We start from the raw sequence: 16054 nt of genomic DNA, 5'->3' as shown, positions 1-16054 counted from the left end.
GTCGGCGGGGGAGAGGAGTCGCGATGCTGACCATCGACCGGGTCTCGGTGCGCTACGGCGACCGGACGGCCGTGCGGGACGTCTCGCTCACCGTCGGGAACACCGCCGCGACGGGCGGGGCGGACTCCGTGACCGCGCTGCTCGGGCCGTCGGGCTGCGGCAAGTCCACCCTGCTGCGGGCCGTCGCGGGCCTTGAGCCCCTGGCCGGCGGGCGCATTCTCTGGGACGGCGAGGACCTCGCGCCCGTGCCCACCCACCGCCGCGGCTTCGGCGTCGTCTTCCAGGACGGACAGCTCTTCGGGCACCGCGACGTGGCCGGCAACATCCGCTACGGACTGCAGCGCCACCACTGGCCGCGCGCCGAGGCGAACGCCCGCGTCGAGGAACTGCTCGAGCTCGTCGGGCTGCCCGGGATGGGCGCGCGGCCCGTCGGGGAACTGTCCGGCGGGCAGCAGCAGCGCGTCGCGCTGGCCCGCGCGCTGGCCCCGAAGCCCCGTCTCCTCCTGCTCGACGAGCCGCTCTCGGCCCTGGACCGGCAGCTGCGCGACCGCCTCGTGGGCGACCTGCGCCGCATCCTCCGCGAGACCGGGACGCCCGCGCTCATCGTGACCCACGACCACGACGAGGCCGTCGAGCTCGCCGACACCGTCGCCGTGCTGGACGCCGGCGAGCTGGCCCAGGTGGACCGGCCCGCCCGGCTGTGGCGGCGCCCCCGCACGCCCGACGTGGCCCGCTTCCTCGGCTACTCCGTCCTGCTCGACGCGCAGGTCAAGGACCTACAGGCGACCTCCGCGCTGGGCCAGGTGCTCGTCGACTGCCCCGACGGGCGGTTCCGGCTCGGCCTGCGCCCCGGCTCCGTCGTGATCCAGGCGCACGGGGTGCCGGCCCGGGTGACCGGCTCCGTCCCCACGGCCGACGGGGTGCGGATCACCGCCGCCGTCGACACCGACGACGGCGAGCTGCTGGTCGACGCGCTCGGCGACACCGCGCCCGCCGACGGCGAGACGGTGCGCGTCGCGCTCAATCCGCGCCGCATCGCCGTGATCGGATAGTCCCGTGACCGACGTCTTCACCCCGCGCCAGGCCCGCGCGCTGCTCTCGATCGCCGACACCCTCGTCCCCGGCGGCGACGGCGTGCCCGGCGCCCGGGACATCGACTTCCTGGCCTCCGTCTCGCGCACCGCACAGCACAAGATGCTGCCGCGCGAGCTGCGCGAACTGAAGCTCTTCCTCGACGTCTGGGACACCCGCGGCTTCGGCCTGGTGAACCGGATCGGCCCCCGCAAGTTCTCCGCGCTCCCGCAGGAGCGGCGCGAGAAGGTCCTACTGGGCTGGGGCAGGCACCCGCGCGCCGAGATCCGGACCGTCTTCCAGGGGCTGCGCTCGCTGCTGATCGGCGCGTACTACATCGCGCCGGACGCCGTGGCCGCGCGCGCCGCGACGGGCTACCCCGAGGCGCCCGGCCCGCTGCCCGACGCCCCCGCACGGCCGCTCCGGCCCCTGACGATCCCCGCGGGCGGTGCGCGCCTCACCGCCGACGTCGTGGTCGTCGGTTCCGGCGCGGGCGGCGGCACCGCGGCCGCCGTGCTCGCCGCCGCCGGCCTCGACGTGCTGGTCCTCGAACGCGGCGGCTACCACGACGACCGCGACTTCGGTCGGGGCGAGCTGGAGTCGCTCACCACCCTGTATGCCGGCGCGCCCGCGATCTCGGCCGAGGGACAGTTCTCGTCCCTCATGGCGGGCGGCACGCTGGGCGGCGGCACCGTCGTCAACTGGACCACGTCGTTCGCGACGCCCGAGCACGTCCGGGCCGAATGGGCCGCGCACGGCGCGCGACAGTTCGCGGGCGACGAGTTCACCCGCTCGCTCGACGCCGTGCAGCGCCGGCTGGGCGTGAACACCGACCACGGCTCGGCCTCCTCGCGCGACGCGATCCTCGAGCGCGGCCTCACCGCCCTCGGCTGGCAGTGCGACGCCATGCCCCGCAACGTGCTCGGCTGCGACCAGGGCGTCGAGTGCGGGCGCTGCGGCTACGGCTGCCGCATCGGCGCCAAGCAGTCCACCGTCAAGACCTGGCTGCAGGACGCCGCCGCCGACGGGGCGCGGATCGCCGTCGGCGTCGAGGTCCGGCGCGTGATCGTGGAGCGGGGCCGGGCGACCGGCGTCGAGGCGATCGGGCCCGACGGTGCCCCGGTCACCGTCGCCGCGAAGGCCGTCGTGGTCGCTGCGGGCTCGCTGCAGACCCCGCCGCTGCTGCGGCGCTCGGGCCTGCGGAACGAGCGGTTCGGCGAGAACCTCCGGCTGCACCCCGTGACCGCGGTGGCCGGCGTGTTCGACGAGGACGTTCGCCCCTGGGAGGGCGGCCTGCAGACCCGCTACTCCACCGAGCACGCCAACCTCGACGGCGACGGCTACGGCGTCATCTACGAGACCGGTCCCGTCAGCCCCGGCGCGATCACCCTGTTCCAGCCCTGGCACTCGGCGGCGCGGCACGCCGCCGACATGCGCGCGATGCGGCACACCGTGCAGGTGGGCGTCATCGTCCGCGACACCGGCAGCGGGCGGGTCACCGTCGGGCGCGACGGCGAGCCCGTCGTGCGGTACCGGCTGAACGAGCGCGACGCCGCGCACATGCAGCGCGGCGTGGTCGGTGCGGCCGAGATCCTCGCCGCCGCGGGCGCGACGTCGGTGCGCAGCTCGCACCAGAACCGCGTCGCCGCCGACCTGCCCGGGTCGCTCGACGGCTTCGCCGCCGCCGCGCAGCGGGAGGGCTACGCGCCCGCGCGGTGCATGATGATCGCGCTGCACATCATGGGCACCGCCGCGATGGGCGGCAGCCGGCAGACCTCGGCGACGGACCCCGACGGCGCGACCTGGGAGGTGCCGAACCTCGTGGTCGCCGACGCCTCGTGCTTCCCCACGCCGAGCGGCGTGAACCCGATGATCTCCATCGAGGCCATCGCGCACATGAACGCCTCGCGGCTGGCGGCGCGGCTCGGGTAGGCGGCGCCGGTGGCGGGCGTGCCGGTCCCGCTAGGCGCGGCGCTCGTCCTCGGGCAGGTACCAGTCGGGGAGGGGCTCGGCGGCCAGCCGGGTGGTGTCGCCGGGGCGGGTGAGGGTGAAGAGGGCCCGCTGGATGCGGGGGATGCGGTTCATGTCGTCCGAGATCGCGGCCAGCCGCGCCGCGACCTGGGACTCCGGCAGGTCGCCCTCGAGGTCGACGGCCGCGACCAGGAACAGCCGGTCGGCGCCGACCCACTCCATGTGCAGGAAGCTCACCTGCTTGACGTCCGGGTGCGACTGCAGCGCCTCCAGCATGCGGTTGCGGGCCAGCGGCGTCGCCTCCTCGCCCGTGAGGAAGTCCATGTTGCGCCGGATCAGGAACACCGCGACGAAGCCCAGCAGGATGCCGACGAGGATCGACCCGACGGCGTCCCACACGGGGTTCCCGGTGATCTGGTGCAGCGCCATCGCGCTCGCGGCGATGACGATGCCGATGAGCGCGCTGAGATCCTCCGCGAAGACCGACCGCAGCACGGGATTCGACGTCACCCGCACGTACCGCAGCGGATGCAGCATCCGCTCCTGCGCGCCCTCCTTGGTCTGGCGCAGCGCCTGCAGGAACGAGATGCCCTCGAGCACGAAGGAGATGGCCAGCACGGCGTAGCCCCAGCCGTAGTCCGTCGCCTCCTCGGGCGCGCCGAGCGCCGAGATCCCGTGCCACACGGACACGGCCGCGCCGACGCTGAACAGGCCGAAGGCCGCGAACATCGACCAGACGTAGCCCGAGCGGCCGTACCCGAAGGGGTGCGTCTCGTCGGCGGGCTTCGCCGCGCGCTTCGCGCCGATGAGGAGGAACACCTCGTTGCCCGTGTCGGCCCACGAGTGCGCGGCCTCGGCGACCATCGCCGCCGAGCCGGTGACCACCGCCGCCACCGACTTCGCCACCGCGATCAGCACGTTCGCGGCGAACGCGACGAGCACCGTCAGCAGGCTCTCGTCCTGGGTTCCGTCCGTCGCCTCGTCGCTCATGCTGCCGATCGTAGGCCCGGCGGCGCCGTGCGCCGGGCATGATGGGGGTATGGGTGCATTCGATCCGTACGTCGCCGCCGATCGCCGCTACGACGGGGTGCCGTACCGCCGGGTGGGGGAGGCGGGGCTCACGCTCCCGGCGGTCTCACTGGGCCTGTGGCACAACTTCGGCGACGACAAGCCGCTGCAGACCCAGCGCGACATCCTGCGCCGGGCCTTCGACCTCGGCGTGACCCACTTCGACCTCGCGAACAACTACGGCCCGCCGCCCGGCAGCGCCGAGCGGAACTTCGGCACGCTCTTCGTCGAGGACTTCCGGCCCTACCGCGACCAGCTCATCATCTCCTCGAAGGCGGGCTGGGACATGCAGCCCGGCCCCTACGGCTTCGGCGGCTCCCGCAAGTACCTGCTCTCCTCGCTGGACAGCTCGCTGCGGCGGATGGGCCTGGACCACGTGGACATCTTCTACAGCCACCGGCCCGACCCCGAGACGCCGCTCGAGGAGACCATGGGCGCGCTGCACACGGCCGTCACCTCCGGACGGGCGCTGTACGTGGGCATCTCGTCGTACAGCGCCGAGCTGACCGCGCGGGCACAGGAGATCATGCGCGGACTCGGCACGCCGCTGCTCATCCACCAGCCCTCGTACTCGATGCTCAACCGTTGGATCGAGCGCGGCGGGGAGGGCGGCGGACCCTCGCTGCTGGAGACCACCGCGGCCGAGGGCATGGGCGTCATCGCCTTCTCGCCGCTCGCGCAGGGCCTGCTCACCGACCGCTACCTCGGCGGCGTGCCCGAGGACTCCCGCGCCGCCGCGGGCAAGAGCCTCTCCGACGGCATGCTGTCCGAGGAGAACCTGGCGCGCGTCCGGGGGCTGGCCGGCATCGCCGCCGACCGCGGCCAGACGCTCGCGCAGATGGCGATCGCGTGGGTGCTGCGGTCGCCGGCGGTGACCTCCGCGCTGATCGGGGCGTCCAGCGTCGCGCAGCTCGAGGACAGCGTGGGCGCCGTCGCGAACCTCGCCTTCACCGCCGACGAGCTGGCCGCGATCGACGAGTTCGCCGTGGACGGCGACGTGAACATCTGGTGGGGCGCCACCGCCTCGACGTCATGACCACCGCGCGGACCGGCGCGACCGGCCGGGGCGCCGCAGCCCGGAGCAGCGCCGCGGGACGGACCGACGCGGGACGGAGCGCGGCCGGACGGAGCGCCGCCGGGCGGGTGTACGGCGGGGCCGACGCCCGTACCCGGCACGCCGAGCGGCTCGCCCGGCTCGAGGACGCCGGGCTGGAGCTGTTCGCCACCGTCGGGTATCAGCAGACGACGGTCGCCGACGTCTGCGAGCGCGCGAAGGTCTCGCGGCGCCACTTCTACGAGCAGTTCGCCGACCGAGAGGCCCTCCTGCGGCACCTCTACACCGGCGTCCACGACCGCGGGCGCGCCGCCGTCGCCGATGCGCTGGCGGCCGGTGCCCCCGCCGCGGGCACCGGCGACGGGGCCGTCGCGGCGCTGGTCGCGTCGGGGCTGACCGCGTACATCGGCGCGGTGCTCGCCGACCCGCGGGGGCTGCGGGTGGCCTTCGTCGAGGTCGTGGGAGTGAGCGCCGAGCTGGAGGCGTTCCGGCTGGCGAACCGCGACCTGTGGGCGCAGACCATCCGGTCGGCGGCGGAGGCGGCCGGCGCGCGGCCCGTGGCGCCGTGGGTGCACGCGGCCTTCATCCCGTCGGTCAACGAGTTCCTCATGGCCTGGTGGCAGCACGGGGGCGACCGGTCGAATCCCGCGGAGCTGGTGCGCGTGCTGACGTCCGTGCTGGTGAACCTGCTGGTGACGGCACCGTCGGACAGGAACTGACCGCATTCCGCACTAGCCTGGCGGGGTGCCCACCACCGCCGTTCCGGTCCTACCCTGCGTCGATCCCGAGGCCACCCGCGACTTCTACACCGCCCTCGGATTCGAGTGCACGGGCTACCAGGTCCGCCCCTACCTCTACCTCGCGTTCACGCGCGACGGTGCGGACGTCCACTTCGCGCGGTTCGCCCGCGACGCCGACGACACCGGGATCTGCCTGCTGCTGGTCGACGACGTCGCCGCGGAGCACGCCGCGTTCAAGGCCGCGATCAAGGGACTCCTCGGAAAGGTGCCCGCCTCGGGGGAGCCGCGGCTGACCCGGTTCCGCCCGGGCGCCTCCCGGTTCACCCTCGTCGACCCGTCGGGGAACCAGCTGCTGATCATCCGCAAGGACGAGGAGGAGTTCGAGTACGGCGGCGCGAAGGAGCTGTCCGGGCTCGCGAAGGCGCTCGACAACGCCCGCATCCTCAGTGGCTTCAAGGGCGACGACGTCGCGGCCTATCGGGCGTTGACCTCGGCGCTGCGGCGCCCGAAGGAGGGCGACACGGATGCCGACCGTGCTTGCGCCCTGGCCTTCCTGCTCGAGCTCGCGCCGGCGGCGGGCCGCGACGCGGACGTGCCGGGTCTGGTGGGGGAGCTGCGGGCACTGCCGGTGACCCCGGAGGAGCTCGACCGCGCCGTCGCGACCGCCGCCGATCCGGGCGCGTTGCGGAAGCTCCTGGAACCGGCGGACTAGGCCACGCGCGTGCGATCGGGGTTGGCGCGCACCGTCTTCAGGGACTTCTCGAGTTCCTTCTTCGAGGCGCCGTGGGCGGCCATCCGGTTGAGCTTGTGGATCACCACGGGGCACTTCATGCACCGCGTCTTCTTGCGGCAGCACTTCTTCTTGGGCTTGCTGCCCACGAGTTTGTGCGCCTTGGTCTTACTCACCTGAATAGGTTAGCGCAACCTAATCGTGGGATGCCAACCGTCACATCCGGCGGTCACGATGCGGCTCCGCGGGCCTCTGGGAAGTAACCTGGTCACGACCAGGCGTGTTCACACGCCCCCTTCGACGCGCCCACGGACCATCGACCGTACTGCGCGCACGACCACCTCCAGGAGAACCACAGTGGCTCAGCCCAGCTTCCGCAACGTCGCCATCGTCGCGCACGTCGACCACGGGAAGACCACCCTGGTCGACGCCATGCTGCGGCAGTCCGGCGCGTTCGCCGAGCGAGCCGAGCTGGTGGACCGGGTCATGGACTCGGGTGACCTGGAGAAGGAGAAGGGCATCACCATCCTGGCGAAGAACACGGCCGTGCACCGTGTGAACGCCGATGGCACCACCACCGTCATCAACGTGATCGACACCCCGGGCCACGCCGACTTCGGCGGCGAGGTCGAGCGCGGCCTGTCCATGGTCGACGGTGTCGTCCTGCTGGTCGACGCCTCCGAGGGCCCGCTCCCGCAGACCCGCTTCGTGCTGCGCAAGGCGCTCGCCGCGTCGCTGCCCGTCATTCTGGTCGTGAACAAGACCGACCGCCCGGACGCCCGCATCGAGGAGGTCGTCACCGAGGCGCAGGACCTGCTGCTCGACCTCGCGTCGGACCTGTCCGACGAGGCCGCGGAGGCCGCCGAGCTCGCGCTCGAGCTCCCCGTCGTCTACGCCTCCGGCCGCGAGGGCAAGGCCAGCACCACGGCCCCCGCCGACGGCACCGTCCCGGACGCCGAGAACCTCGACGAGCTGTTCCAGATCCTGCACGACTACATCCCCGCCCCCAAGGGCGACGCCGCGGCGCCGCTGCAGGCCCACGTCACCAACCTCGACGCGTCGGCCTTCCTCGGCCGCCTCGCGCTGGTCCGCATCCACAACGGCACCCTGCGCAAGGGGCAGACCGTCGCCTGGATGCGTGAGGTCGACGGCGAGCCCGTGATCACCAACGCCAAGGTCACCGAGCTGCTCGCCACCGACGGCGTCGAGCGCAAGCCCGCCGAGGAGGCCGTCGCGGGCGACATCGTCGCCGTCGCCGGCTTCCCGGAGATCATGATCGGCGACACCCTCGCCGACCTCGAGAACCCCGTCGCGCTGCCCCGGATCACGGTCGACCAGCCCGCCATCTCGGTGACCATCGGCACCAACACGTCGCCGCTGGTCGGCAAGGTCTCGGGCCACAAGCTGACCGCCCGCATGGTGAAGTCGCGCCTAGACTCCGAGCTCATCGGCAACGTCTCGCTCAAGGTGCTCGACATCGGCAAGCCCGACCAGTGGGAGGTGCAGGGCCGCGGCGAGCTGGCGCTGGCCATCCTCGTCGAGCAGATGCGGCGCGAGGGCTTCGAGCTCACCGTCGGCAAGCCGCAGGTCGTCACGCGCAAGGTCGACGGCAAGGTGCACGAGCCCTTCGAGCACCTGACCATCGACGTCCCCGAGGAGTACCTCGGTTCGGTCACCCAGCTGCTCGCGAACCGTCGCGGCCGCATGGAGACCATGGCGAACCAGGGCACCGGCTGGGTCCGCATGGAGTTCGTCGTCCCGTCGCGCGGCCTCATCGGCTTCCGCACCGACTTCCTCACCGAGACCCGCGGCACCGGCATCGCCAACGCCGTCTTCCACGAGTACGCGGCGTGGGCCGGCGAGATCCGCGCCCGCCACACCGGCTCGCTCGTCTCGGACCGCCAGGGCAGCGTGACCCCGTTCGCGATGATCCAGCTCGCCGACCGCGGCACCTTCTTCGTCGAGCCCGGCGCCGACACCTACGAGGGCATGGTCGTGGGCATCAACCCCCGCGCCGAGGACCTCGACATCAACGTCACCAAGGAGAAGAAGCTGACCAACATGCGTCAGTCCTCCGCCGACGTGATGGAGACCCTCGCCAAGCCCATCAAGCTGGAGCTCGAGGCCGCGATGGAGTTCTGCGCCGGCGACGAGTGCGTCGAGGTCACCCCCGAGGTCGTTCGGGTGCGTAAGGTGCACCTGAACGCCACCGAGCGCGCCCGTGAGCGTTCGCGCGCCAAGTCGCGGGACCAGTCCGCGGGCTGATCCCGCGGTCGCGGCGACGGGCCCGACGACGACCGTCGGGCGGTGGACTTCCAGCGAGCGTAGGAGGCACGAGCAGTGCGGCACAGGTCCCTGGGGCTGACGGTGGCGTCGGTGCTGCTCGCGACGACCCTCACCGCGTGCGTCGCCGACCCGCCGCCGGCGGTGCCGGGCTCGGAGACCTCCGCGCCGCCGCAGGCCCCGGCCACCACCGGCGCCACCGTGCAGGTGGCGATCGACGGCCTGGGGCCGGGCTTCAACCCGCACCTCGCGTCGAACTCGTCCTCGGCGTCGCGCGCACTCGCCGCGATGACCCTCCCGAGCGTGTTCCGTGAGGTCCGGGGGCAGGACGGGCGGGTGACGCTGCAGCAGAACACCGACCTGATCCCGGCGATCGAGCATCCCGCGCCGCTGCAGATCGCGTACACGATCCGGCAGGACGCGCAGTGGTCCGACGGTGCGCCGATCGCCGCCGAGGACTTCGTGTACCTCTGGCAGTCGATGACCACCGCGCCCGACACGGTCGGCTCCGCGCCGTACCGGCAGATCGAGTCGGTGGCGTCGGGCGCCGGGGGCAAGCGGGTCATCGTCACCCTGAAGGCGCCGCTGCCCGGCTGGCGGACCCTGTTCCAGAACCTGCTGCCCAGCCACCTGATCAAGGGCTCGCCGGGCGGCTTCAACGGCGCCATGCGGGAGAAGATCCCCGCCTCGGGCGCCGGCTACCTGGTCAAGAAGGTCGACGTGGCGCGCGACGAGGTCACCCTCGAGCGCAACGACCGCTACTGGATGAAGCCCGCCCGCGTCGACCGCATCGTGCTCCGCAAGGGCGGCACCGACACCCAGCTCGCCAACTCCGTCCGTACCGGCGACGTGCAGGTGGTCTCGGTGCACGGCGGACCGTCGCTGCTGGCGCAGCTCACCTCGATCTACCAGGTGCGCGCCGTGGAGCAGGTCGATCCCCGGGTGCTGTCGCTGACGCTGAACACCCGCTCGAAGTTCCTCGCCGACGTCGAGGTGCGCCGCGCGCTGCTCGACGCCGTGAACGTGGACCTGCTCACCACCGTCGGGTCCGGTGGCGACGCCGCGCGCCCCGCCCGCGCGCAGGTGCTGGCACCGTCGGATCCCGGCTACGTCCCGACGATGCCCGCGCGCCCCGCGCCCGCGGAGGCGAAGGCCCGCCTGGAGCAGGCCCTCGCCGGCGCCGGCTACACGCTGCAGAACGCGCCGATCCCGCCCAGCCAGAGCGTGCCGCCCACCCCGCCGCCCGCGACGACCGAGCCGGCCGGCCCGAGCACCAGCGCCGACCCGTCGGCGCTCCCGGTGCCGCCGTCCCCGTCGCCGGGCGAGAACGTGCAGCAGTACGTCCGCGACGGGGTGCCCATGTTCCTGCGGATCGGCGTGCCGCAGGGCAACGTCGCCGCGTTCGCCGTCGCCAGCAACGCCACCGACCAGCTGCGCGCCATGGGCGTCTTCGCCTCGGTGGTCGCTCTCGAGCCGCAGGTGGTCGCCGGGACCGCGCTGCTCGACGGTGCCGTCGACGCGGTGGTCGGCTGGTCCAGCTCCGGCCCCACGCCGGCCGAGCGGTTCGCCTCCCGCGTCGAGTGCCCCGCGCCCCCGTCCGAGGGCGGCCAGCGGCCCACGACCACCAGCACGCCGCAGGCGCCGAACCTCGAGAACGACCCCGCCGCCACGACGGTCGGCGGCAACCTCTCCGGCCTGTGCGACGCGGACCTGCAGGGCCTCGCGCTCGACGGCCTGCGCGGCGGCCCCATCGACCTCGCGGCGATCGACGCGCAGCTGTGGTCGCGCGCGACGGTCCTGCCGATCCTGCAGGACGTGACGCTGACGGCCGTCGGCCCGACGGTGCAGGGCGTGACCCTGGAGGGCCCGCCGCGCGACGGCGTCTTCACCGGCGTGGAGGGATGGGCCCGGCAGTGACCGACGCGAGCGGACGGCGCCTGCTGCTGGTGCACGCGCACCCCGACGACGAGACCATCACCACCGGTGGGACGATCGCGCGCTACCTCGCCGAGGGCGCCGAGGTCACCGTCGTGACCTGCACGCTGGGCGAGGAGGGCGAGGTGATGGAGCCGCCCTTCGCGCAGCTCACCGCCGACAACGCCGACCAGCTGGGCGGCTACCGGGTCGGCGAGCTGACGGGCGCGCTGGCCGCGCTGAGCGACCCGACGGGGCCGGTGCTGCGGCCCCGCTTCCTCGGCGGCATGGGCCGCTGGCGCGACTCCGGCATGGCCGGCACGCCCGCCGCGGAGCACCCGCGGGCGTTCGCCTCGTCGCCCTACCTGGAGTGGGTCGACGGCAGCCCCCTGCAGGCGCTCACCCACGTCATCCGGGAGACCCGGCCGCACGTCGTGATCACCTACGACGAGGTCGGGGGCTACGGCCATCCCGACCACATCGCCGCGCACCTGCTCACGCACGCCGCCGTCGATGCCGCGGCGGACCCCGGCGTCCCGGGGGAGCCCTGGGAGGTCGCGAAGCTGTACTGGACGGTGACCGCCCGCGACGACCTCGACGCCGGCCTCGCCGCGTTGCGGGGCACCGACCTGCCGGACGGCTGGCGCGTCCCCGCGGCCGCCGAGCTGCCCGCCCACGACGCCGGCGCGATCACCACGCGGATCGACGTCTCCTCCGTCCTCGACCGCAAGCGCGCCGCGCTCCGCGCCCACGCGACCCAGCTCGGCGTCAGCGCGGACGGCGCCGCCCTCGCCCTGACCAACCGGATCGCGCAGCCGGTGTTCGCCGAGGAGGCCTACGTCCTGGCCCGCGGCACCGCCGCGCCCGGCCCCGACGGGGTCGAGCGGGACCTGTTCGCGGGGGTGGCGTGATGGAGCCGCTGGACCGGATCCTGCTCGGCGTCGCGACCGTGGGCGGCGCGGTGTGCGCGGTCGGCGCCACGATGTACCTCTACCTGTACTCCGGCGCCGTGCCCCTTCCGCTCTCCGCGGTTCTCTTCGGCGCGCTGCTCGCGGGGATCTCCGTCGCGGCCCGCCGGCTGGGCGGCGAGCCGGTCCACGGTGCCCTGCCCGTGATCGCGTTCCTCCTGGTGATCGCGGCCTTCCTGCTCGGCGGGCCGGGCGGCGACATCGTCCTCTACGCCGACTGGCGGCTGCTCCTGCTCCTGCTCTGTGGAATCGGGATGCCGATCCTCGCGGGACACCTGGCATCATCGGTGGAGTGACGGACGCTTCAGAGCAATCTCCCGCTCTCCTCCCGGTGCCCTCGGTGCCGAAGCGAGCCGCGGAGCCGTACGTACCGACGGCGTCGGCGATGCGCCGCGCCCTGCGCCGGGCGCGGGACGGGGCGGTGCTCAACGTCGACGAGGCGCAGGTGCTCCTCGCGGCCCGCGGCGACGACCTGGACGACCTGTGCCGCTCCGCGGCGCGGGTGCGCGACGCCGGGCTCCTCGAGGCCGGGCTGACGGGGGCCGACGGTACGCCGCAGGTCACCTACAGCAAGAAGGTCTTCATCCCCATCACGCGGCTGTGCCGCGACAAGTGCCACTACTGCACCTTCGTGACGGTGCCCGGCAAGCTGGCGGCCGAGGGGCACGGCGCCTACATGGAGCCGGACGAGATCCTCGAGGTCGCGCGCCGCGGCGCCGAGCTGGGCTGCCACGAGGCGCTGTTCACGCTGGGCGACCGGCCCGAGGACCGCTGGGAGGCGGCGCGCACCTGGCTCGACGAGCGCGGCTACGACTCCACGCTGGACTACGTGCGGGCCATGGCCATCCGGGTGCTGGAGGAGACGGGGCTGCTGCCGCACCTCAACCCGGGCGTCATGAGCTGGGAGGAGCTCTCCCGGCTCAAGCCCGTCGCGCCGTCGATGGGCATGATGCTCGAGACCACCTCCGAGCGCCTGTTCACCGAGAAGGGGCAGCCGCACTACGGCTCGCCCGACAAGGACCCGGCGGTCCGGCTGCGCACCCTCACCGATGCGGGCCGCCTCTCGGTGCCCTTCACGACGGGCCTGCTCATCGGCATCGGCGAGGACGAGCGCGAGCGCGCCGAGTCGATCATGGCCATCCGCAAGGTGCACAAGGCCTTCGGCCACGTGCAGGAGGTCATCATCCAGAACTTCCGCGCCAAGCCCGACACCGCCATGCGGTCGGTGGAGGACGCGGACCTCGAGGTCTACCGCGCGGCGATCGCCGTGACCCGGATGGTGCTGGGGCCCGCGATGCGGGTGCAGGCGCCGCCGAACCTGGTCTCCGCCGACGAGTGCCGGCTGCTGCTGGAGGCCGGCGTCGACGACTGGGGCGGCGTCTCGCCCGTGACCCCGGACCACGTCAACCCCGAGCGCCCCTGGCCGGACCTCGACGCGCTCGCGACGATCACCGCCGACGCGGGATTCGAGCTGCGGCAGCGGCTCACGGCGCAGCCCAAGTACGTGCGCGCCGGCAGCCCGTGGATCGATCCGCGGGTCGCGCCGCACGTCGCGGCCCTCGCCGACCCGGAGACGGGGCTCGCGGACCCGGACGCGATGCCCGTCGGCGTGCCCTGGCAGGAACCCGACGAGGAGTGGGCGTCCTCGGGCCGCACCGACCTGAACACCGCCATCGACGTCGACGGCCGCAACACCGACACCCGCTCGGACCTCGGCTCCGCCTTCGGCGACTGGGAGTCCGTGCGCGAGCAGGTGCTCTCGCTGTCGGCGCCGGAGAAGGTGGAGTCCGACGTGCTCTCGGCCCTGCGCGCCGCGGAGAAGAACCCGGGCGGGCTGTCCGACGACCAGTACCGCGCGCTCGCCTACGCCGACGACGCCGGGCTGGAAGCGCTGGTGGCCCTGGCGGATCAGCTCCGCAAGGACGTCGTGGGCGACGTGGTGACCTACGTGGTCAACCGGAACATCAACTTCACCAACATCTGTTACACCGGCTGCCGGTTCTGCGCCTTCGCACAGCGCAAGGGCGACGCCGACGCCTTCACGCTCTCCATGAAGGAGGTCGCCGACCGCGCCGAGGAGGCGTGGCAGGTGGGCGCCACCGAGGTGTGCATGCAGGGCGGCATCGACCCCGACCTGCCCGCCACCGGCTACGCCGACCTGGTGCGCGCCGTCAAGCAGCGCGTCCCGGGTATGCACGTGCACGCGTTCAGCCCGATGGAGATCGTCAACGGCGCGGCCCACTCGGGGGAGTCGGTGCGGGACTGGCTGATCGGGCTGCGCGAGGCCGGCCTCGACACGATTCCCGGCACCGCCGCCGAGATCCTCGACGACGAGGTCCGCTGGGTGCTCACCAAGGGCAAGCTGCCCACGTCGGCGTGGGTCGACGTGGTCACCACCGCCCACGAGGTGGGCATCCGGTCGAGTTCGACGATGATGTACGGCCACGTCGACAACCCGTCGCACTGGGTGACGCACCTCAACGTGCTGCGCGACATCCAGGACCGCACGGGCGGCTTCACCGAGTTCGTGCCGCTGCCCTTCGTGCACCAGAGCGCCCCGCTGTACCTCGCGGGCGCCGCCCGCCCGGGGCCGACCAAGCGGGACAACCGCGCCGTGCACGCGCTGGCGCGGGTCATGCTGCACGGCCGCATCGACCACGTCCAGACGTCGTGGGTCAAACTGGGCACCGCGGGCACGCAGGCCATGCTGCAGGGCGGCGCGAACGACCTGGGTGGCACCCTGATGGAGGAGACGATCTCGCGGATGGCGGGATCGGCGCACGGATCGGAGAAGACTGTGGCCGAACTGCACGCGATCGCGAACGGCATCGGGCGCCCGGCGCGCGAACGCACCACGACGCACGCCCAGCGGGGTGCCGCATGAACGCGCTGGAGCCGCGCGGCGGCGCGGTCACGGGCACGGTGACGGACCTGGAGCTGGCGCGCACCGTCGGCGTCTTCGTCACGGTCGCGCGGCCCGCGGTGGCCGGCGTGCGGGTCGTCTCCACGTTGGCCGGGCTCACCCCGATCCCGCTGGTCAACGGCTACCTCAAGCGCGACGCCGACGGCCGCTCCCGCTGGTGGGTCATCCCCGTCGGCGCGGTCTCGACGGTGGCGGTGGCCTGGCCCGGCGCCCTTGGCTTCGTCGCGCGCCTGCTGCCGCTGCAGACCTACCTGGGCTTCGCTAACCAGACGCTCGTCGTCGTGGGCGTGGCGGGGGAGCATGGCGTCGACCAGGTGCCCGAGCAGATCGACCTCGTCGCGCGGGTCCTCTCCCGCCGCCAGATCGACGCCCGCGCGCTCCTCGGGGATCAGCCGGGCTTCCAGGACCTCGTGCCCGTGCGCGAGACGACCGAGAAGCTGCGGGGCGGCGTCTTCTCGGCGTTCGGCGCGGTCCGCGACGTGCTGCACACCGTGAAGTCGGCGCGCTCGGCGCTCGAATCGCGCCCGCGCCCGGGCGGGGTCTTCGACACGGTGGGCAGGCTGCCGGTCGTCGGCGCGGCCGCCGGCTACGTCGGCGAATTCGCCACGCTCCGCATCGTCGAGGCCCGCGCCTCCGACGGCGCGAAGATCCTCGGCCTGGAGGCCGCCTTCGCCGGAAACGCGGCCCCGTCGGGCGTCGAGGCCGACCCCGAACCCGAGAACTGACGCGTCGGGCGCGGCTAACCTGATGCCATGACCGCGGTTCAGCGAGTCGAGCTACTCACGCTCGAGGCGTGGAATCTCCTCGGCGAGGACGAACTGTGGCGTTCGGAATTGCAGGAGGGCGTGTACCTGCGCTTTCCGAATCCATCACTGAGGCATCAATCGGCGCTGATGGAGCTGGGCGTCGCGCAGCTCCATCAGCAGATTCCGGCGCCGCTGCGGCTGATTCCGTCCGTCGACGTGATCGTGGACGGATCGTTTCCGCCGACCGTGCGCCGCCCGGATCTGATCGTGGTGGCGGACCATCCCGGCGACGACGCCATCACCGTGGATCACGTCGTGCTCATCGTCGAGATCCTCTCGCCCGGCACCCGTCGCCAGGATCTGGTGACCAAGCGCAGCGAGTACGCCGACGCGGGCATCCCGCACTACTGGATCGTCGACCTCGACGGTGGCCCGAGCATCGAGGCCCTCACACTCCGCGACGGATCGTACGAAGGTGCCGTCCACTCGGGCGAGTTCACGACCACGGTGCCTTTCGAACTCCGCGTGGACCTGACCGCACTGACGTGACGAGGGACCCGTGCCGGCCGGGTCCGGAGCGCGCCGT

The 16054-nt window shown here is 73.2% G+C and carries 14 protein-coding genes; 12 read left to right on the top strand and 2 right to left on the bottom strand.

Going from position 1 to position 16054, the window contains the following annotated elements:
- The first annotated feature begins 23 nt into the window (after window positions 1-23).
- Together LB823_RS07280 and LB823_RS07275 are read left to right on the top strand one after the other, a co-directional pair.
- Window positions 24-1052, top strand: a complete 1029-nt coding sequence (locus LB823_RS07280; protein ID WP_224646099.1) for an ABC transporter ATP-binding protein — start codon at window positions 24-26, stop codon at window positions 1050-1052.
- 4 nt (window positions 1053-1056) lie between these two features.
- Window positions 1057-3003, top strand: a complete 1947-nt coding sequence (locus LB823_RS07275; protein WP_224646098.1) for a GMC family oxidoreductase — start codon at window positions 1057-1059, stop codon at window positions 3001-3003.
- A 30-nt stretch (window positions 3004-3033) separates the two neighbouring features.
- On the opposite strand, the gene LB823_RS07270 is transcribed toward LB823_RS07275, so the two are convergent.
- On the bottom strand, window positions 3034-4032 hold the full coding sequence (locus LB823_RS07270; protein WP_224646097.1) for a cation diffusion facilitator family transporter: 999 nt from the start codon (window positions 4030-4032) through the stop codon (window positions 3034-3036).
- Window positions 4033-4081: 49 nt separating this feature from the next.
- Here LB823_RS07270 and mgrA point away from each other — a divergent pair, with 49 nt between their 5' ends.
- Genes mgrA through LB823_RS07255 form a run of 3 tightly spaced genes read left to right on the top strand, consistent with a single transcriptional unit; the run spans window position 4082 to window position 6616 of the window.
- The gene (gene mgrA, locus LB823_RS07265; protein ID WP_224646096.1) at window positions 4082-5146 is read left to right on the top strand and encodes an L-glyceraldehyde 3-phosphate reductase; all 1065 of its coding nucleotides are present in this window, start codon (window positions 4082-4084) and stop codon (window positions 5144-5146) included.
- On the top strand, window positions 5143-5883 hold the full coding sequence (locus LB823_RS07260; RefSeq protein WP_224646095.1) for a TetR/AcrR family transcriptional regulator: 741 nt from the start codon (window positions 5143-5145) through the stop codon (window positions 5881-5883). The genes mgrA and LB823_RS07260 overlap by 4 nt, the downstream gene beginning before the upstream one ends.
- A gap of 25 nt (window positions 5884-5908) precedes the next feature.
- Entirely contained in the window at window positions 5909-6616 is a 708-nt protein-coding gene (locus LB823_RS07255) for a glyoxalase (protein WP_224646094.1), read from the top strand.
- On the opposite strand, the gene LB823_RS07250 is transcribed toward LB823_RS07255, so the two are convergent.
- The gene (locus LB823_RS07250) at window positions 6613-6810 is read right to left on the bottom strand and encodes a hypothetical protein (RefSeq protein ID WP_224646093.1); all 198 of its coding nucleotides are present in this window, start codon (window positions 6808-6810) and stop codon (window positions 6613-6615) included. The genes LB823_RS07255 and LB823_RS07250 overlap by 4 nt on opposite strands.
- A 181-nt stretch (window positions 6811-6991) precedes the next feature.
- Here LB823_RS07250 and typA point away from each other — a divergent pair, with 181 nt between their 5' ends.
- From typA to LB823_RS07215, 7 genes are all read left to right on the top strand, one after another.
- Window positions 6992-8899, top strand: a complete 1908-nt coding sequence (typA, locus tag LB823_RS07245; RefSeq protein ID WP_224646092.1) for a translational GTPase TypA — start codon at window positions 6992-6994, stop codon at window positions 8897-8899.
- Between the two features lie 75 nt (window positions 8900-8974).
- Complete coding sequence (locus LB823_RS07240) at window positions 8975-10834, top strand: ABC transporter family substrate-binding protein (RefSeq protein ID WP_224646091.1); 1860 nt, start codon at window positions 8975-8977, stop codon at window positions 10832-10834.
- The gene (gene mshB / locus LB823_RS07235; RefSeq protein ID WP_224646090.1) at window positions 10819-11742 is read left to right on the top strand and encodes an N-acetyl-1-D-myo-inositol-2-amino-2-deoxy-alpha-D-glucopyranoside deacetylase; all 924 of its coding nucleotides are present in this window, start codon (window positions 10819-10821) and stop codon (window positions 11740-11742) included. Before LB823_RS07240 ends, mshB begins: the two co-directional genes overlap by 16 nt.
- The gene (locus tag LB823_RS07230; protein ID WP_224646089.1) at window positions 11742-12095 is read left to right on the top strand and encodes a hypothetical protein; all 354 of its coding nucleotides are present in this window, start codon (window positions 11742-11744) and stop codon (window positions 12093-12095) included. The genes mshB and LB823_RS07230 overlap by 1 nt, the downstream gene beginning before the upstream one ends.
- Window positions 12092-14683: a bifunctional FO biosynthesis protein CofGH gene (locus LB823_RS07225; RefSeq protein WP_224646088.1), complete on the top strand. Its 2592-nt coding sequence runs from the start codon at window positions 12092-12094 to the stop codon at window positions 14681-14683. The genes LB823_RS07230 and LB823_RS07225 overlap by 4 nt, the downstream gene beginning before the upstream one ends.
- Window positions 14680-15447, top strand: a complete 768-nt coding sequence (locus LB823_RS07220) for a hypothetical protein (RefSeq protein ID WP_224646087.1) — start codon at window positions 14680-14682, stop codon at window positions 15445-15447. Before LB823_RS07225 ends, LB823_RS07220 begins: the two co-directional genes overlap by 4 nt.
- A gap of 27 nt (window positions 15448-15474) precedes the next feature.
- Entirely contained in the window at window positions 15475-16017 is a 543-nt protein-coding gene (locus LB823_RS07215; protein ID WP_224646086.1) for a Uma2 family endonuclease, read from the top strand.
- Window positions 16018-16054 lie beyond the last annotated feature (37 nt).

The organism is Tsukamurella sp. M9C, assembly GCF_020169415.1.
In the GTDB taxonomy this organism is placed as follows: Bacteria; Actinomycetota; Actinomycetes; order Mycobacteriales; family Mycobacteriaceae; genus Tsukamurella.
The sequence above is the reverse complement of the archived record's forward strand: the minus strand, read 5'-3'. Positions and strand labels throughout refer to the sequence as shown.